A 17,293-nucleotide genomic window follows, 5' to 3' on the forward strand; every position below is an offset into this window, starting at 1 on the left:
CGCAGGGAGATGCCACATGAACACGCGAATCTGCGCGCTGTTACTGCTGCTGGTCACCACCGGCGCTTCGGCCGAAGGCATGGAGGAGCGCCTGCGTACGCAATTGCGCAGCACCACCCAGCAATTGCAGGCGCTGCAAAGCGAACAGGCCCAGGCCAGTGCCGCACGGCTGGCCGCCGAAAACCAGGCCAAGCAGGCCCAGGCGCAAATCAAGCAGCTGACGGCCGAGCTGGAAAAAGCCCGTGGCACCGCCGAGCAATTGGCGGGCCAGCAACAGAGCCTGCACAGCCAGGCGCAAGCCCAGGTGGCGGCGAGCAACGAGCAGATCGGCAAATTCAAGAAGGCCTATGACGAACTGCTGGTGCTGGCCAAGGGTAAAGAAGCCGAGCGCGCGCGCTTGCAGGCGGCCTTAAGCGAACGTGACACACAAGTGCAGCAATGTTCAGTCAAGAATCAACAGATGTACGGCGTGGCCCAGCAACTGCTCGCGGCCTACGAAAAAATCGATGTGGCCGAGGTGATGAGCATTCGCCAGCCCTTCGCCAGCAGCGCACGGGTCAAGTTCGAGGAACTGGCCCAGGGTTTTGGCGACGATCTGTACAAGAGCCGTTTTGATGCGCCCCAGGCAGCTGCCAATCACTGATAGACAAGGAAGAGATCACCATGAGCGAATTGATTACCAGCGTCACCGTCCAGAGCCTCACCGAACTGTTGCAGGACGCCGGCTACCGGGTTAACCAGAGCGAACAGAACGGTATCGTGCAATTGCTCAGCGCCAGCCAGGGCATCGGCTTCGCCGTGCGCTTCGGTAACCCGGCGGCGGAGCAGGGCAGCTATGTGGATTTCACCTACAGCTGCGCGCTGCGAGTGCAGGGCGAGTTGCCCGAAGGCCTGGCCCCGGTATGGAACGCCTCGCGGCGCTTTGCGCGGTTGTCGGTGCAGGGTGAGTTCCTGCTGATGGAAATGGACGTGGTGGTGGCCGGGGTTGGCGCCACGCACCTGCGCAGCCAGCTGGAGTTGTGGGACCGCCTGTTGCAGGAATTTATCGTCTACCTGCGTGAGTACAGCCAGCAGGCCGCGCAGTTGCAGGCCGCGGCGGTGGGCGAAGAGGCACCGGTCCTGTGAAAAAGCCAACCCTGATGGTCGGCGCGGGTGCGCTGGCCTTGCTGGTGGTGGCGGTGGGCTTGAGCCTGCGACCGGGCAGTGACCCGGTGGCGGCGCAGCAACCGGCGCCGGTGATCAATCCCGCGCCGAGCGGGCCAGCGGTGGCACGTTTGGGCAATCAGCAGATCGACCTGCCGGAGCTGAAAAGCGTGCTGGCCAGCCTGCCGGCCGAATCCCGCGAGCAACTGCGCGGCAACCGTGGCGCCCTGGAAACCTGGATTCGCTCGAGGCTGGCGCAAAAGGCCGTGCTCGAACAGGCCGACGCCCAGGGTTGGCGCCAGCGCCCGGAGGTGGAGCAGCAGACCCGCGCCGCCACCGAGCAGATTGTGTTTCGCGACTACATGCTGTCGGTCAGCCAGGTGCCGGCCGACTACCCCAGCGCCGCCGAACTGCAACAGGCCTACGACAGTGGCAAGGCGCAGTGGGTCACGCCGCCGTTGTACCGGGTGAGCCAGATTTTCCTCGCGGTGAATGACCCGCAAAACCTCGACGCGGTACGTCGTCAGGCCCAGGACCTGAGCCGCAAGGCCCAGGCCGCGCCGGCTGATTTTGCCGCCCTGGCCACGCAGTTTTCCCAGGACCCCGACAGCGCCGCGCGCGGTGGTGACTCGGGGATGCAGCCGTTGCAGCAACTGGTGCCGGAAGTGCGCGGCGCGGTGGCGCGGCTCAAGGTCGGTGCGGTCTCCGACGTGGTGCAAAGCCCGGCCGGGTTCCATGTGCTCAAGCTCATCGGCCAGCAGCCGGCGCGTACCGCCACCCTGGACGAACTGCGTGAGCGGCTGACCCAGGCCCTGCGTGCCCAGCGCCAGGAGCAGATCGCCAAGGCCTACCTGGAAGGCATGCTCAATACCGCGACCTTGAGTATCGACGGCGCCGAGTTGAACAAAGTGCTGGAGTAACGCGCGTCAACCCGCATTGGATGCACAGACCAACAAGACAGGGAGTCTCCCATGGCATTTCTCGAACCGTCTGCCCCTCAAGGGCCCACTGCTTATCGTGCACCCTCTGAGCCACGCAGTGCCTGGCTGGCCCTGGCCACCGAGATCGACCCGGAGGTGGCGCACTACTTTCTGGTGAGTGCGCGCTGCGGCTGTTTCATGCAGGCCGCGCGCAGCCTGAATGTCAAGGCGACGCTGCTGCGCAAGCGCCTGGCGCAGCTGGAAGAACACCTGCGTCATTCGCTGTTCAGCTACCAGGGCAACGGCCTGGTGCTCAGCCGCGACGGCCAGCAATTGCAGGCCCAACTGATCGCCCTGGCCCATGAACGGCGCCTGCCGGCGGTGGAGCAGCCGCTGATTCGCCTGGCGGTGGCCGAACCGATCCTGCACGACATCCTCGGCCGTGATCTGATCGCCTTGCTGCGCCGCAATGCCAGCGTGCGCCTGGAGATCATCTCCATCGACAGCCAACTGTCCCTGCAATCGGTGGACGTGGATGTGGTGCTGTGGCTATCGGACACCGATGGCCCGGTGCCCGGTCCGAGCTTTGTCACCGAACCGCCACGGGCGCTGGCGCGATTGCAGTACCTGCCGCATATCGCCAAGCGCTATTCACGGCTGATCACGCGCCCGGACAGCGTGGAAGACCTGGATGACTACATGCTGGTGCAATGGCAGCCGGACGCTCAGGTCAACGCCCTGCAGCCGTGGAACCAGGTGGTGGAACAGCGCCTGGCGGCGGTGGTGCAGGTGCATGCCTATTCGCTGATGCTGGAGATGATCCGCTGCGGCGCCTGTATCGGTCTGCTGCCCCATTACATGAGCAGCTTCGACCGGGGACTGGTGGCGTTGCCGGGGTTGCTGGCCGACAGCATGCAGCGCCAGGTGTGGCTGGCGGTGAATGCCCAGGTGCGCCACCCCGAGGCGGTGCAGATGATTGTGGCGTTGATCGTCAGCACGTTCGAGGGGCGGCGGGAGTGGTTTGATTAGCGCGGCAGTGGACGGCCAAGGGTTGTTCCACTGTTTCGCGTGGGAATGAAGGCGTTGCGTCATAGGGTTAACTGCGCCAGTCTTGGTGGCCTCGATCTCTGCGTATCAGCGACCTGTCATGCAAGCCACCCGCCTGACCTTGATCTGCCATGCGGCAACGCCCCTGCAAAAACAGGGGCGCTTTGCTGATGACGAGTCCGTTGCCATGGATTGGAAAGGCGCGGCGTTATCACTGGCCGATCGCTACCCGAAAAAAAACCGTTTGTTGTGCGCACCGGAGGCCCGCGCCCGGCAGACGGCAGGGTTGTATGGCAGTGAGTCGGTTATTGAAGACGCCCTGCGTGATGGCGATTTGGGTCGCTGGAAAGGCCAGCACCTCAGCCATCTTGACAGCAACGAGTTACAGGGCTGGCTGACCGACAGTGCCAGCGCACCTCACGGCGGCGAATCGGTCGATCAGGTGTGCACACGGGTGGCGCAGTGGATGAAAACCCTCGAGACCCAACCCGGACACATAGTGGCCATCACCCATCCCTTTGTGATCCGCGCGGCGATGTTGCACGTGATGCAATTTCCGCTGTCGATGTTCTACCGGATCGACGTCGAACCGCTGTCCGCTACCGAGCTGCGCTTCAACACGGTGTGGCGCCTGCGCCTGGAAACTCACGCCTGAGTGCGTGAACATGGCAAAATCCACGCCCCGCAATGAGAGCAACCCATGAAACGCATCCTGATCATTGGCATTGGCGCCGGCAACCCTGACTACATCACGATGCAGGCCGTGAAAGCGCTGAACCGCACCAACGTGTTTTTCCTGATGGACAAGGGCCAGAGCAAGGACAAGCTGATCGACCTGCGCCGTGAGATCTGCGAGACCTACATCACCGAGCCTGGCTACCGCTTTGTCGAGGCCGACTGCCCCGAGCGTGTGCGCGGTGAGATCGACTACACCACCGCCGTGCAGGACCTCAACCGCGACAAGCAGGCAACCTTCGAGCGCATGATCAACGAGGAAATGGCCGATGGTGAAGTCGGCGCTTTCCTGGCCTGGGGCGACCCGGCGCTGTACGACAGCACCATTCGCATCCTGCAGGCGATCCTCGCCAGCGGCCGCTGCGCCTTTGAATTCGAGGTGATTCCCGGCATCACCAGCGTGCAAGCCCTGGCCGCCCAGCATAAGGTGGCGTTGAACCGTATCGGCAAGTCCATCGAGATCACCACCGGGCGGCGGTTGGCGGCGGGGCAGGCCAGCGATGCCGACACCCTGGTGGTCATGCTCGACGCGGAAGATTCCTACCGTACGGTGGCCGATCGGGAGCTGGATATTTACTGGGGTGCCTACCTGGGCACGCCAGACGAGATCCTCATCAGCGGTAAGGTCAGTGACGTGGCTGAAGAGATCGAACGGGTGCGCAAGGCCGCGCGCCTGGAGAATGGCTGGATTATGGACACCTATTTATTGCGCAAACCCTGAGGTCATTTCCCATGCTCAAACTGTTTGCCCTGGCGCTGACCCTGGTTGCCGGCGTTGCCCACGCTGATTCCGAGTTGCACACCGATTTGCCGCTGGCGTACCTGGAACAGACCCAGGGCGATGCGCGCAACGAGCCACTGGTGATTTTCCTGCACGGGTTCGGCAGTAATGAGCAGGACCTGTTCGGCATCAAGGACGCGTTGCCGGCCACCTGGACCTACCTGTCGGCCCGCGCGCCGACGCCGGTGCAGCCGAATGGTTTTCGCTGGTTTACCAAGACGCCGGGTGACGGCGACTACGATGGTGTGACCGCTGATTTGCAGAGCAGCGCCAAGCTGATCAAGGACTTTGTCGGCCAAGCCACCGCCAAGTATCACACCCAGCCTGACCGGGTGTTCCTGGTGGGGTTCAGCCAGGGCGCGATCATGTCGTATGAGGTGGCGTTACGTGACCCGCAGTTGGTGCGCGGTATCGCGGCGTTGAGTGGCAGCGTGCTGCCGGTGCTCAAGGCTGAGCTGAAGCCGGATGAGCGCCTGAACAAACTGGCGATCTTTATCGGCCATGGCACCCTGGACCAGGCACTGCCGTATGCGTTGGCGACGCGGGCCCATGAGGTGTTGGTGGGGCTTGGGTTGAAGCCGGAGTTTCATGGCTATCCGGGGATGAACCACACGGTCAGTGAGGCGGAAGTGCAGGACTTGAAGGCGTGGCTGGAAACGAATTTGAAGTGAGCGCGCTGAACAAAGGTGGGAGGGGGCTTGCTCCCGATGGCGCAGTGTCAGTGAACAGATTCATTAGCTGATCCACCGCCATCGGGGGCAAGCCCCCTCCCACATTTGATGGGTGTTGTCAGGACTCTTTGTTATTTGCCGCCGGTAATCTGCTTCACCAGCTCTGCATGCCCCTTCGCATCATCGGCCCGCGAAATTGCCTGGATCACCAGCAAGTGGTTGCCGGAGCCGCCGAGGAACGTGGAGTTCAAGGTCTTGCCGCCGCCCTGGGTGGCGGTGCTGTCCACCTGGCGCAGGCCCAGGCCCTTGAAGGTCAGTTTCTTCTCGCTCAGCTTCTTGAAGTCGGGCAGGGCGGCGCTCTGGTCCTTGACGAAGCCGGCCACGGCGCCGTCGAGGAACTGTGGATCGTTATCCTTGATGGTTACCCCGTCGTTACGCACGGTTTCGGCGACGATCACCACACTTTTCGTGGTCTGGTTGGCGTACATCGTGCCTTGGGTATCGGCAGTGCCGTCTTCGGTCTTGCCGGCTGGCAGGGTGTCGGCGGCGTAGGCTTTGGGCAGGTTGAAGCTGAATTTACCGCCCAAGGTGGAGATGGTTTGCGTGGTCGGCTTGGCGGCGGCGTATACGCTGCCGGCGGTAAGCGCGAGGGCCAACAGAATGGCGGTCTTGGTGAACGTGGCCATGAAGCGCTCCAAGGATGAACGAAATTGCGGCACATTCTGTCAGAAAATTCGCAATGTCGTTCACCCTTAGCCTCACACCTTGTCGGACTCTTCCTCAAGTCGATCCATCTCAAACAGTCGCGCCAATTCCGCCCGTGCTTCCTGGGCGGTTTGCATCACTTTGGCCGCATCGTCGTACACCGCGTGCTGGGCGGCGAGCACTTGCAGGTCGTGGTTCTTGAAGCGGGTGATGCGGGCATCGGCCTGGGCCTGGCTCAACCCGAGGCCCACCAGGGTACGGCGACTCATTTCCAGGCTGGAGTAGAACGTCTCGCGAACCGGTGAGGCGTCCAGGTCCACCAGGCGGTGTACGTGTTGGCGGTTACGCGCACGGGCGATGATCTTCATGTGCGGGTAGAGGTTGCGCACCAGTTCGGCGGTCTTGATGTTGATCTCCGGGTCGTCCATGGCGATCACGAAGAACTCCGCCTGGTCGACCTTGGCCGCATGCAGGATCTCCGGGCGCTGCGGATCGCCGTAGAACACCGGCATACCGCCGAAACTGCGCGTCAATTCGATGGTTTCCACCGAGGTGTCGAGGGCGATGAACGAGATGTTTTGCGCGCGCAGGATCCGCGCGACGATCTGGCCCATACGGCCCATGCCGGCGATCACCACACGGGGTGCATCGCTTTCGATAGTGCGGTATTCCTCCGGTACTTCCACCGGCTTGACCTTGGGCTTGAACAGCTTCGGGCACACCAGCAGCAACAGCGGCGTGACGGCCATGGACAGGGTGATGGTCAGCACCAGCACGTCGTAGAGGTGCGGTTCGAACAGGCCTTGGTCGCGGCCGATCTTGAAGACCACAAAGGCGAACTCACCTCCCGCCGCCAGCACCACGCCCAGGCGCAGCGCGCTTTCGCGGTTGAGATCGCCCACCATGCGGCCCACGGCGTACAGCAGCGGCAGCTTCAGGCCGATCAACAGCAGGGTCAGGCCGATCACCACCAGCGGCGAGCTGATCAGCAGGCTGAGGTTGGCGCCCATGCCCACGCTGATAAAGAACAGCCCCAGCAGCAGGCCCTTGAACGGCTCGATCTGGGATTCCAGTTCGTGGCGGTACTCCGAATCCGCCAGCAGCAGGCCGGCGAGGAAGGCGCCGAGGGCCATGGACACGCCCACCAGTTCCATCAACCAGGCGGTGCCGATCACCACCAGCAAGGCCGTGGCGGTGGACACTTCGCGCAGACCGGTCTTGGCGACGATGCGAAACACCGGCCGCAGCAGGTAGCGTCCGCCGATGATCACCACGGCAATACTGCCGAGGATCTGCAGGACGTGTTGCAGACCCTGGGCTTCAGTGGTCGGATGATCGCTGCCGGCCAGCAGCGGCACCATGGCAATCAACGGGATCGCGGCGATGTCCTGGAACAGCAGGATCGCAAACGCCAGGCGCCCGTGGGGCTGGTTCAGCTCCTTGCGCTCGGCCAGGCTTTGCAGGCCAAACGCGGTGGACGACAGCGCCAGGCCAAGGCCGAGCACGATTGCGCTGTTCCACGACTGGCCAAACAGCCACAACGCCACTACGCCCATCACCAGACCGGTGAGCAGTACCTGGGCCAGGCCGACGCCGAACACTGCCTTGCGCATCACCCATAAACGCTTGGGCGACAGTTCCAGGCCGATGATGAACAGCAGCAACACCACGCCCAACTCGGAGAACTGCGCGACGCTTTGCGGGTTACCGATCAGGCCCAGTACGGATGGGCCGATGATCACACCAGCGAACAGATAACCGAGCACCGCCCCCAATTGCAGGCGTTTGGCCAGGGGTACGGTCAGCACGGCGGCGAGCAGGAACACCACGGCTGCTTGTAACAGGTTGCCTTCATGGGGCATTGCGAACTCCAGGATCTTTAAAACCAATCGACAGGCGGGTATTAGAGCGCTTTTTACCTTTCGAAAATTGTATTTTTTGCTGCGTTTGAGTGGACAAGACGCCAGGGTGTGTTTGGCGGCAGGCGGTTCGGGGCCTGTGCATTCACCTCCGTGTTCCGGCGCAACCTGGGGGATTCGCCGGCGCGCTACCTGGCCAAATCAAAGGCTGCGGCGCAGTTCTGATCCTTCGCGACCGCCACGCCGGTCAGGATTCACCGTTCTACAGGCCTCCCTTTGTTATTATCGCCGTCCCTCGTCACCAGGAGTCACCGGCCCATGCAGCACCAGTGGGATGAAATGCACCGCACCCGCAAGCCCACGTTCGTATTGTGCGGCGAGCCTCAGGGTGATGTGCTCAATCTCTATGTTCACGGTTACTCGGCGTTCTTTAACCGGCAACAGCTGGGCAATTTCAAGGAACAACTGGCGGGTATCGAGGGTTCGACCAACCTGATGCTGTTCTGGCCGGCGGGGCATTTCCTGGAAAACCTGTTTGCGCCCTTCAAGGATGTGATCACCGCGATGCTGGGCGGCGGCAGCATCGGTGCTGCGACCGTAGGCGTGGGCAAGGCGATTGCCTATTTTCTCGACCACTACAAAAGCGTCGAGGCGCGGGTGGACGAAGTGGCCAGGAGCTTGCTGCCGGAGCTGGCCAGCTACCTGGAGGGCGAGTCGCTGGAGGTGCGGCGTATCAACCTGATCGGTCATTCCCTGGGGGCGCGGATTCTGGTCAAGAGCCTGCTGGCCAGCCCTGAAACCGCACGGGAACTGCCGCTGGACAACCTGCTGTTGATGGGCGGGGCGATCTGTACGTCCAGCCCTTGGGATGAGGTGTGCGCGCCGCTCAAGGGGCGGGTGATCAATTGCCATTCCAGCAAGGACTGGGCCCTGGCCATGAAGCCGGACACCGAGCGGTGCATCGGCCGGTATGCGATCCCGGTGACGCCGGCGCTCAAGGCCAAGGTCACCAATGTGCACCTGGCCACCTTCGATCACGCCGCCTACTGGCCGCAGTTGCAGACCGTGGTGCAGTACACCGACCTGTTGCATGAGCGGCGCGGCCTGATCCGCTCCGACCAGCGCAGCAGCGAGGTACGCTTTGCCGAAGAGGACACGGACCTGTTTGCTGCGCTGGTGCAGGCGCGGCCGGATGAGTTGAAGTTCCTCGCCGAATTGATGGCGCAAAAGCACAGTGCATCGATTGACGCCACGGTGCGCGAACCGCTCAGGCTCGCCATTGAGCTACAGCGCATGGGCGGCGACAGCTTTATGAACCTGGCCCGGGGCCATGGCGTGAGTTATCGCCGGATCGCCGAAGATGTGGCCCGGCGCCTTGGGATCAAGTTTGATCAGGCCACTGAAACGGTCACGCTGGCCGACCTCGAAGCCCAGGTCGCGGGAACGCTGATCGAGCAGTACAAGGACAAACTCAGCAACGCCGACCGCCAGGTATTCGACGCTGAACTCAAGGCGGCGGCGCAAAAGGAGCAGGGCCTGTTCAATCGTATCGATGTCGGCCGTTCCGCCACTACCGCGTTGAGCGGTACGGCGCTGGCCGGGTTGACCGGGTTTATCCTGCGCCGGGGGGCTGCTTCGGCAATCCCTGTGGTCGGCCAGGCATTGGCGGCGGCGATGCTGCTGGTGAGCGGTGTACGGGCGTTTTCCGGCCCGGCCTATTCGATCACCACGCTGGCGGTGCTGGTGATCGGGGTGATTCGCCAGCGCATGGAGCGTGAAGCCTTGAACCAGGAGATGGACTTGGTGGTGCAGGTGGTGGAGGCGTTTGACCTGCCTCGGGAGACGGTGATGCGCACCGTTGCATCCGACTGATAAGCTGAGCCCCTGTCGAGTGTGTTTGCCTGGGATACCGCGTGAAATTCAGCCTGCCGAAAATCGCTACTGCTCCATTCTGCCCGCCGGAAGTGGCTGGCTCCGTCGTCGTTGACCCCAAGGCGTCGCTCTTCAAGCGCATCCTGATGTTCGCCGGCCCCGGCCTGCTGATCTCCATCGGCTACATGGACCCGGGCAACTGGGCCACGGCCATCGAAGCCGGGTCGCGCTATGGCTATAGCCTGTTGTTCGTGGTGCTGCTGGCCAGCCTGGCGGGGATGGCGGTGCAGTGCCTGTGCTCGCGGTTGGGTATCGCCACCGGCAAGGACCTGGCGCAACTGTGCCGTGAGCGCTACAGCAAACGCTCCGCACGCACCCAGTGGGTGCTGGCGGAAATCTCCATTATCGCCACCGACCTCGCCGAAGTGCTCGGCTGCGCCCTGGCGTTTCACCTGCTGCTGGGGGTTTCCCTGACCACCGGCATTGTCATCACCGCCTTCGATACGCTGTTGGTTCTGGCCCTGCAAAACCGTGGTTTTCGCCGCCTGGAAGCGATCATGCTGGCGTTGGTGGCGACCATCGGCGTGTGTTTCTTTATCGAACTGGTGCTGATCAAGCCTTACTGGCCGGATGTATTCAGTGGTTTCACCCCATCCCTGTCGGCCATCAGCGATGCCGCGCCGTTGTACCTGGCCATCGGTATTCTTGGCGCCACGGTGATGCCCCATAACCTCTACCTGCACAGCTCGATCGTGCAAACTCGCCTGATCGGCAAAGACCTCGCGAGCAAACAGGATGCGGTCAAGCTGGCGCGGATCGACACCATCGGCTCCCTGGCCCTGGCACTGCTGGTCAACGCCGCGATCCTGATACTTGCGGCCTCCGCCTTCTACAAGACGGGGCACACTGAGGTGGTCGAGATCCAGGACGCCTACCGCTTGCTCGACCCACTGGTGGGCGGCGCTTTCGCCAGCATCCTGTTCGGCATCGCCTTGCTGGCGTCCGGGCAAAGCTCGACCTTTACCGGCACCATCGCCGGGCAAGTGATCATGGAGGGTTACCTCAACCTGCGCATCCCCTGCTGGCAACGCCGCCTGATCACCCGTGGGCTGGCACTGATCCCGGCGTTTCTGGGGGTGTGGCTGATGGGCGACCAGGCCATTGGCAAGCTGCTGATCCTCAGCCAGGTGGTGCTCAGCCTGCAACTGCCGTTTGCGTTGTACCCGTTGATCCGCATGACCGGCGACAAGCAACTCATGGGGCCGTTCGTCAATCGGCTGCACACGCGGGTGTTGGCGTGGTTTCTGTTTGCGCTGATCAGTGGAGCCAATGCATGGTTGATTGGGAAGTGGGTGTTCTGAGTTCCCGGATTTCGTCCAGGTCTGCATCGAGTTTTCCAAGGCCGACCTTGATCACCATTTCCCAGAAGGTTGCTGCGCTGACGTAAATCTCGGCGGCATTCTCGATCAGTCGTCGGGCTTTGCTGAATATAGTGGCCCGTTAAATCAGACCGAACCTACTTTTACCACTCGGAAAATTCCTCAGCCGCTCATTGATCCCAGTACGGCACCGTGCCAAAACACTCCACAAAGTAATCAATCACCGTGCGCACCTTCAGCGACAGGCGCCGGCTCCCCGGCCACAACGCCGCAATCTGCTGGGGTTCAAGCGTGGTCGCCACTTCATATTCCGTCAGTACCGCCTGCAAGGTGCCGGCGCGCAGGCCTTCGCCGATCAACCAGGACGGAAACACCACCAGCCCCAGGCCTTGTTCGGCGGCGTGGGTGAGGGTGTCGGCGTGGTTGCCGGTGATCGGACCCTTGACGCTGTAGGGCGTCCAGTCGCCCTGGCCCTTGCGGAAGAACCAACGTTGCTGGCCGGTGATGCCTTTGTAGGCCAGGCACTGGTGGTGGACCAGTTCTTCCGGATGTTGGGGCGTGCCATGCCGGGCCAGGTAGGCGGGGCTGGCGGCGAGGCGAAAGCGCTGGGGTGCGAAGATGCGTGCCTGCATGCTGGAATCGTTGAGCACGCCGATCCGAAACAGCAGGTCGGTGCCGTCTTGCAGCGGGTCGACGAAGGTGTCGGTTTGCTGGATGTCCAGTTGCAGCTTCGGGTAGCGCCGGCACAACTCTCCCAGCCACGGTGACAGGTGACGCTGGCCGAACACCATCGGTGCGTTGATGCGCACCAGGCCGCTGGGTTCGCTTTCCTGTTCCTGTAGGGCCTGGCCGGCGGCTTCCAGTTGTTCGAGCATCAAGCGCGCGTGCCGCCCCAGCAGGCGCCCGGCCTCGGTGGGGCTCACCGCGCGGGTGTGACGATAGAGCAACTGCTGGCCGAGAGCCTGTTCCATCAGCTGGATCTGCCGGGAAATCGAGGAGGGGGCCAGGCCCTCGCGGCGGGCCACTTCAGAAAAACTACCGTGATCCAGCACCGCGACGAACAGGCGCAGCGCCTTGAAGCTCAATTCATTCAAACCCTGCATCGTGTCTCCGTGCTGTGCGTTTTGCGCAAAGGTGTTGTCCGTATGCTCCCATTTATCGCACAGGACGACCACCGGATAATGCGCGTCATCCAATCCTTTGTTGACGTGCAGGTGATGTATGCAAGCAAGCTCCATCGAGGCCGTGGCGCAAGCCTCGCCGAAGAAAAACCTCCTACGGCTGCTGTTGTTGCCGCTGGTGATCCTGGCCGGCATGGGCTTGTCGGTAGAGGCGGGGTTGCTCGGGCCGCTGGGCGTGCAAGTGGGGCACCTGTGGGCAACCTTGAGCATCTTCGGCGTGGGCTCGGCGATTCTGTTTTTGCTGCTGCTGTTCAGCGGCCCGCAAAAGGGGCCGGCACTGTCCGAGCTGCCGCGCTGGCAGTTGATCGGTGGGTTCCTGGGGCCGATGTACGTGGTGGTGCTGACCCTGGCCACGCCGCACATCGGTATTGCGATGACGATGATCGCGATTTTGTCGGGGCAGGTGGGCAAGAGCGTGCTGATCGACCATTTCGGTTGGTTCGGCACCGCGCGCAAACGGGTCAATGGCGAACGCTGGATAGCCCTGGCGTTGATGGTGGTGGCACTTGTTCTGATTGCACGAGGGTAAGGCGATGAATCTGATTCTGTTATTGGTGCTGGTGATTGCGGCCGGTGCGGTGTTGAGTGTGCAGGCGGCGATCAATGGTCGCCTCGGCCAGGCGGTGGGCGTGTTGCGCAGCAGTTTGTTGACCTTTGCGGTCGGCGCGCTCACTACCGCGTTGTTGATTTTCTTCTTCGAACCGGCCCAGTCCGTGAGCCTGCTCGACGTGCCCAAATGGCAATTGACCGGCGCCCTGTTCGGCGTGGTGTACATGATGGTGATGGTCGGCGCCGTGCCGGTGGTCGGCACGGCGGTGGCGACCGTGGCCGTGATCACCGGGCAATTGGGCATGGGCATGCTGATTGATAACTTCGGTTGGCTGGGCAATCCGGCTGTCGAACTGTCGAGCAGCCGCATCCTGGCGATGGTGTGCCTGGCGCTGGCGCTGGTCTTTATGTACCGCAGCAATACGCGTACTGACTGATGGTTTGAACCATCGCCGACAGCGGGCAGTCACTGCTTAAGGTGCCGGCAGTCGCCGCACCGGACGACCATGAAAAAGGAGTCTGACCATGCCAGATCAAACCTGTGCCTGCCCACACTGCAAGTGTGTGCTCGGTGCTGATGCGGTAATGAAGGACGGTAAAGGCTATTGCTGCCAGGGCTGTGCCGAGCACCATGCCCATGGTGAGCCTTGTGCGGCGGCGACGGGGTGCGAGTGCGCCAAGTCCGCTAAAGCCTGAGCGTGGCTAAAGCTGTGGGAGTGGACTTGCTCCCTCCCACATCTGATCTGTTACGTTCTGGCTATTGGGGTTCCAGCTCCAGGCGCAGGCTGTGGTCGGACAAGCGCTGGCTATCTTTCACTACACCGCTGGTTCGGCGGCCTTCCAACGCTAACACTACCGTTTGCGCATCATGCAAATCGTCCGGCAGGGGCTGGAATACCTTCAGCACCAGCCAGCCGGGTTTGTGCTGCAAGCTGACCTGGCACTCGACATGCCTGGCCAGCGGCCCGAACAAGGTGTCGCGCGTGTAGTCGATGCGCGCCTTGCCGTTGATTGAATCCATGGTTATCTCTCCCTGATCAAGCCTGGGCGCGCGCATCCGAGCGGCGCCATTGCACATTGGTAATGCCGAACTTCTCGGCCTGTTCCTGGCTGGTCTTCTTCACCTGCTCGCGGGAAAAACGGCCGATACGGCCTACGCCCGCGTCACAGCTTGCCCAATGCCAGGCTTCGGCGGCATCGAGCTTTTCCAGACGAATAATGAATGACTTGGCTTCGCCATGGAGGCTGTAGTCGATTACAAACAGTTTTGCGTTATTCATTGGCCCATCAACCCTGGTGGTGTAAGCAAGTGATCGCCCACGGCCGCAAAAATTCACTCGGATTGTCGGGCGGTGGTCATTACCATGGCGGCTGACTCCCCATAGATGTGCTTCCCATGGCCCTGGCCGCACCCCCCGATCTCAGTGATCACGCCGTCCCCGTGCAACCCCTGGCACGCACGTACCCGCGTGGCCTGTACGTGGAACCCCATAGCCACGACTGGGGCCAATTGCTCTATGCCATGAGCGGCGTGATGTGGGTCGAGACCCCTCGGGAGGCTCTGGTGGTACCGCCCCAGCGTGCCGTCTGGCTGCCGCCGGGGGTTGAGCACGGGATCCGTGTGGTGTCGGATTTGCAGATGCGCAATATCTATTTGCGCCCGGCCTTGGCGGCGACATTGGACAGCCAGGTGCAGGTGATTGAGGTCGGTGGGCTGCTGCGCGAATTGATCGTCACGCTGGTGGAGCAGGGCGACAGCGGTGACGCGGGGTATTACGACGCGGTAGTCGGCCTGGCCCTGCTGGAATTGCGCCGGGCACGCCGCTCGCAGATCCGTATCGCCATGCCGGTGGAAGCCGATCGCCGGCTGATCAGCGCGTGCCAAGCGGTCATGGCGGCGCCGTCCCTGGAGATTCCTTTCGAGCAGCACGCTGAAGCGGCAGGTGCCAGCGTGCGCACCTTGGCGCGGTTGTTCCAGCACCACTTGGGCATGGGCTTCGCCGAATGGCGCCGCCAGGTGCAATTGGCCACGGCGGTGGCCGAGTTGATCCAGGGGCAGTCGGTCAGCGCTATCGCGCGTTCCCTGGGGTATTCGCCGAGCAGTTTCAGCGACATGTTCCGGCGTGAACTGGGGATGGCGCCTTCTCAGTATGTGAGTTGGCCGAAATCCTGAAGCGTTTGGCCGATGCTGCCGGGGTGGGCTTCCTACACTAAGCCCATCAAATCACCAGGCGCCGCCCCCATGAGTTACCTGATCTCCCTTGCCATTGGCCTCTTTGTCGGCGTGATCTACGGCGCGCTGGACTTCCGCTCGCCCGCACCGCCCGCCATCGCGCTGGTGGGCCTGATGGGCATGCTGCTCGGCGAAAAACTCTGGCCCATGGGACGGCAGTTGGTCAGCGGTTGGTTGTCCTGATTCCTTTTCTCCCTTCGATGGATACTGGTCATGAAAGCACTGCAATTTTCCGCCGCTGGCGACCTCACCGCCCTGGGCTTCGTCGACGTCGCCACGCCGGTGCCGGCCGCCGATGAAGTGCTGGTACAGATCAAGGCCGCGGGCCTCAACCCCAGCGACGTGAAGAACGTACTCGGGCGTTTCCCCTACACCACCGTGCCGCGCATACCGGGCCGCGACTTTGCCGGCGTGGTCGTGCAAGGTCCGCAGGCGTTGGTGGGGCAGGAGGTCTGGGGCACCGGTCGCGACCTGGGCTTTTTCGCCGACGGTTCCCATGCCCAGTACCTCACCGTGTCGGCCAAAGGCGTCGCGCACAAACCTACGCACCTGAGTTTTGCCCAGGCCGCCAGCCTGGGAGTGCCGTACACCACTGCCTGGGATGCGCTGGAGCGCAGTGGCGTGGGCAAAGGCACGCGGTTACTGGTAATCGGCGCTAATGGTGCGGTGGGCAGTGCGGCATTGGCCTTGGCGAACATCCGGGGTGCCCAGGTGTTGGCGGCGGTGCGCAAGGCTGACCAGGTCGAGGTGTTGCAGGGGCAAGGGTTCGACGCGATTGCCTTGGGCACGCCCGAAGCGCTGGGCGCGCAGGTGAATGCGGTGTTCAAGGGCGGCGCCGATGTGATCTTCGACACCACCGGTTTCTGGCTACCGGCGGCCGTGGCAGGCCTGGCGCCGTTCGGTCGCATCGCGATCATTGCCGCGCCGGTGGACGGCCATGTACAACTGCCGGCCTTGGCCCTGTACCGCAAGGGCGGCTCGGTGGTGGGGATCAATTCATTGCTCTACAACTGTGAACAGTGCGCGGTAATGCTGGAGCAGTTCGGGCGTTTCTTCGATGAAGGCCTGCTGCCGTTGCCGACCGGCCTGCGCGAAGTGGCGCTGGCCGATGGCGTGCAGTGCTATGAGGACGTGAATCAAGGCAGTGCGGACAAGATCATCTTGCTGCCTTGACACGTTTCTCTCCGCACTAGGCTTCTGGGACGCCTTTCTCCCATGCCGACCAGTTCTTGAGGATCGCCTGTACCAGCGGGTTACCCGTGCGGTACAGGTTTTCCAGCGCCGGTACGAACCCACCCTGGTCGGCGTATTTGAGCAGGTTGTCCACTTCGCTGTAGCCAGGGTACGGGCGGTCGAAGTCCGATCCGGCACGTACGACGGCCAGGCGCTGGATATCCACTAACCCTTCACGGCTGGCGCGCAGCAGGGCTTCGTAGGTGGAGTTGTCCTCCTGTTGGGTGGTGCAGTACTCGCCTTTGTTATCCGTAAGCAACTTGGTCCACACCTCGGCGCGTTCGCTCAGGCGCGTGCCGGAGAACCAGGTATTGCCCGCCAGGGTGTCGCAGCGGGTGACTTGTGGCGGCTGGTTGGCGGGCGCGGCGGGGTAGTGTTTGCGCCAGGCGGCGGACTCCTTGCTTTCCGTGAGTTCGACTTTGTGCGACAGGGCGAATGCCTTGGCCTGCAGTTTGGGGTTCAGCTCAAACACTTCGGTCTTGTAGTCCAGTGGCGGCTTTTCGTTGGGCCCCTTGGTGTTGATGCCGAGATAGCCGGTCGGCCAATCCTTGGGTGCATCCCGCGAATCCAGCTCCCACTGGGTGCCGAATTCCACCAGGTAGTGGGCCCAGGCGGCGGTGCCGATGGTGCCGTGCTTGGGGCTGATGCCGGCAATCCCGGCGATCAGGAAATAGCTCTGGCGCAGGTCGAACTTGGGCGACAACGCCAGGGCCAGGGTGGACGCGGCGGCGTTGGTCTGGCCCATGCCGGTCACCAGCAGGCACACGTCCCGGGTGTTGCAGCGGATCACCGGGTATTCGGCGGACAGCCCCGGCACGCGCACTTCCTGCTTGAGTTCCAGGCGGTCGATCCAGGTTTGCGCCTCGGGGGCGAACATGGTGATCAGCATCACCTTGGGCTTGATGGGGGCAGCAGAGTCAGCCAGCACCACGTGGGGCAGCAGCGCCAGGCCGACGGCCAGCGAGAGATGGGTAAATGTATTCAT

General features: G+C 62.7%; 21 protein-coding genes and 1 pseudogene. 15 read left to right on the forward strand and 7 right to left on the reverse strand.

Features of this window, described 5'->3' with window-relative positions:
- Window positions 1-16 precede the first annotated feature (16 nt).
- The 7 genes from FIV39_RS12850 (at window position 17) to FIV39_RS12880 (ending at window position 5,297) form a co-directional block, all read left to right on the forward strand.
- The gene (locus FIV39_RS12850; protein WP_090405714.1) at window positions 17-643 is read left to right on the forward strand and encodes a DNA repair protein; all 627 of its coding nucleotides are present in this window, start codon (window positions 17-19) and stop codon (window positions 641-643) included.
- Window positions 644-663: 20 nt separating this feature from the next.
- Window positions 664-1,125, forward strand: a complete 462-nt coding sequence (locus tag FIV39_RS12855; protein ID WP_090405711.1) for a YbjN domain-containing protein — start codon at window positions 664-666, stop codon at window positions 1,123-1,125.
- Window positions 1,122-2,063 (forward strand): peptidylprolyl isomerase, encoded by a 942-nt coding sequence (locus FIV39_RS12860; RefSeq protein ID WP_090405708.1) that lies wholly within the window; start codon window positions 1,122-1,124, stop codon window positions 2,061-2,063. The genes FIV39_RS12855 and FIV39_RS12860 overlap by 4 nt, the downstream gene beginning before the upstream one ends.
- 51 nt (window positions 2,064-2,114) lie before the next feature.
- A complete protein-coding gene (locus FIV39_RS12865; RefSeq protein WP_090405705.1) occupies window positions 2,115-3,092 on the forward strand; it encodes a LysR family transcriptional regulator in 978 nt (325 codons plus the stop codon).
- Window positions 3,093-3,210: 118 nt separating this feature from the next.
- Complete coding sequence (locus FIV39_RS12870; RefSeq protein ID WP_090405702.1) at window positions 3,211-3,765, forward strand: histidine phosphatase family protein; 555 nt, start codon at window positions 3,211-3,213, stop codon at window positions 3,763-3,765.
- A gap of 45 nt (window positions 3,766-3,810) precedes the next feature.
- The gene (gene cobF, locus FIV39_RS12875; protein WP_090405701.1) at window positions 3,811-4,566 is read left to right on the forward strand and encodes a precorrin-6A synthase (deacetylating); all 756 of its coding nucleotides are present in this window, start codon (window positions 3,811-3,813) and stop codon (window positions 4,564-4,566) included.
- Between the two features lie 11 nt (window positions 4,567-4,577).
- Window positions 4,578-5,297: an alpha/beta hydrolase gene (locus FIV39_RS12880; protein WP_090405698.1), complete on the forward strand. Its 720-nt coding sequence runs from the start codon at window positions 4,578-4,580 to the stop codon at window positions 5,295-5,297.
- A 131-nt stretch (window positions 5,298-5,428) separates the two neighbouring features.
- Here the strand turns inward: FIV39_RS12880 and FIV39_RS12885 are convergent, their stop codons facing one another.
- Window positions 5,429-5,983 carry a DcrB/PsbP domain-containing protein gene (locus FIV39_RS12885; RefSeq protein WP_090405697.1) on the reverse strand — a complete coding sequence of 185 codons (555 nt, stop codon included), beginning with the start codon at window positions 5,981-5,983 and terminating at the stop codon, window positions 5,429-5,431.
- Between the two features lie 72 nt (window positions 5,984-6,055).
- Entirely contained in the window at window positions 6,056-7,864 is a 1,809-nt protein-coding gene (locus FIV39_RS12890) for a monovalent cation:proton antiporter-2 (CPA2) family protein (RefSeq protein ID WP_090405695.1), read from the reverse strand.
- Between the two features lie 315 nt (window positions 7,865-8,179).
- On the opposite strand from FIV39_RS12890, the gene FIV39_RS12900 reads away from it, so the two are divergent.
- Together FIV39_RS12900 and FIV39_RS12905 are read left to right on the forward strand one after the other, a co-directional pair.
- Entirely contained in the window at window positions 8,180-9,733 is a 1,554-nt protein-coding gene (locus tag FIV39_RS12900) for a DUF726 domain-containing protein (protein WP_090405692.1), read from the forward strand.
- A 41-nt stretch (window positions 9,734-9,774) separates the two neighbouring features.
- A complete protein-coding gene (locus FIV39_RS12905) occupies window positions 9,775-11,094 on the forward strand; it encodes an Nramp family divalent metal transporter (protein WP_090405688.1) in 1,320 nt (439 codons plus the stop codon).
- A 1-nt stretch (window position 11,095) separates the two neighbouring features.
- Here FIV39_RS12905 and FIV39_RS33410 read toward each other — a convergent pair.
- Window positions 11,096-11,224, reverse strand: a pseudogene (locus FIV39_RS33410) (PIN domain nuclease); the annotation flags it as partial.
- Window positions 11,225-11,282: 58 nt separating this feature from the next.
- Window positions 11,283-12,215: a LysR family transcriptional regulator gene (locus FIV39_RS12915; RefSeq protein ID WP_090410043.1), complete on the reverse strand. Its 933-nt coding sequence runs from the start codon at window positions 12,213-12,215 to the stop codon at window positions 11,283-11,285.
- 118 nt (window positions 12,216-12,333) lie between these two features.
- Here FIV39_RS12915 and FIV39_RS12920 point away from each other — a divergent pair, with 118 nt between their 5' ends.
- The 3 genes from FIV39_RS12920 to FIV39_RS12930 all read left to right on the forward strand — a co-directional run bounded on the left by FIV39_RS12920 (window position 12,334) and on the right by FIV39_RS12930 (window position 13,538).
- Window positions 12,334-12,822, forward strand: coding sequence for a DMT family transporter (locus FIV39_RS12920; protein ID WP_090405685.1), 489 nt, complete (start codon window positions 12,334-12,336; stop codon window positions 12,820-12,822).
- 4 nt (window positions 12,823-12,826) lie between these two features.
- Window positions 12,827-13,279, forward strand: a complete 453-nt coding sequence (locus FIV39_RS12925; protein WP_027607512.1) for a DMT family transporter — start codon at window positions 12,827-12,829, stop codon at window positions 13,277-13,279.
- An 88-nt stretch (window positions 13,280-13,367) separates the two neighbouring features.
- Window positions 13,368-13,538 (forward strand): metallothionein, encoded by a 171-nt coding sequence (locus FIV39_RS12930; RefSeq protein ID WP_090405683.1) that lies wholly within the window; start codon window positions 13,368-13,370, stop codon window positions 13,536-13,538.
- Between the two features lie 61 nt (window positions 13,539-13,599).
- On the opposite strand, the gene FIV39_RS12935 is transcribed toward FIV39_RS12930, so the two are convergent.
- Together FIV39_RS12935 and FIV39_RS12940 are read right to left on the reverse strand one after the other, a co-directional pair.
- The gene (locus FIV39_RS12935) at window positions 13,600-13,863 is read right to left on the reverse strand and encodes a hypothetical protein (protein WP_090405680.1); all 264 of its coding nucleotides are present in this window, start codon (window positions 13,861-13,863) and stop codon (window positions 13,600-13,602) included.
- Window positions 13,864-13,879: 16 nt separating this feature from the next.
- Complete coding sequence (locus FIV39_RS12940) at window positions 13,880-14,122, reverse strand: DUF6555 family protein (RefSeq protein ID WP_090405677.1); 243 nt, start codon at window positions 14,120-14,122, stop codon at window positions 13,880-13,882.
- Between the two features lie 116 nt (window positions 14,123-14,238).
- Between FIV39_RS12940 and FIV39_RS12945 the strand changes: the two genes are divergently transcribed.
- The 3 genes from FIV39_RS12945 (at window position 14,239) to FIV39_RS12955 (ending at window position 16,248) form a co-directional block, all read left to right on the forward strand.
- Entirely contained in the window at window positions 14,239-15,015 is a 777-nt protein-coding gene (locus FIV39_RS12945) for an AraC family transcriptional regulator (protein ID WP_090405674.1), read from the forward strand.
- A gap of 69 nt (window positions 15,016-15,084) precedes the next feature.
- Complete coding sequence (locus tag FIV39_RS12950; RefSeq protein ID WP_017849167.1) at window positions 15,085-15,258, forward strand: DUF1427 family protein; 174 nt, start codon at window positions 15,085-15,087, stop codon at window positions 15,256-15,258.
- Window positions 15,259-15,288: 30 nt separating this feature from the next.
- The gene (locus FIV39_RS12955) at window positions 15,289-16,248 is read left to right on the forward strand and encodes a quinone oxidoreductase family protein (protein WP_090405671.1); all 960 of its coding nucleotides are present in this window, start codon (window positions 15,289-15,291) and stop codon (window positions 16,246-16,248) included.
- A 16-nt stretch (window positions 16,249-16,264) separates the two neighbouring features.
- Here FIV39_RS12955 and FIV39_RS12960 read toward each other — a convergent pair whose 3' ends face one another.
- Window positions 16,265-17,293, reverse strand: coding sequence for a purine-nucleoside phosphorylase (locus tag FIV39_RS12960; RefSeq protein WP_090405668.1), 1,029 nt, complete (start codon window positions 17,291-17,293; stop codon window positions 16,265-16,267).

The sequence above is a fragment of the Pseudomonas grimontii genome (genome assembly GCF_007858185.1).
GTDB classification, from domain to species: domain Bacteria; phylum Pseudomonadota; class Gammaproteobacteria; order Pseudomonadales; family Pseudomonadaceae; genus Aquipseudomonas; species Aquipseudomonas grimontii.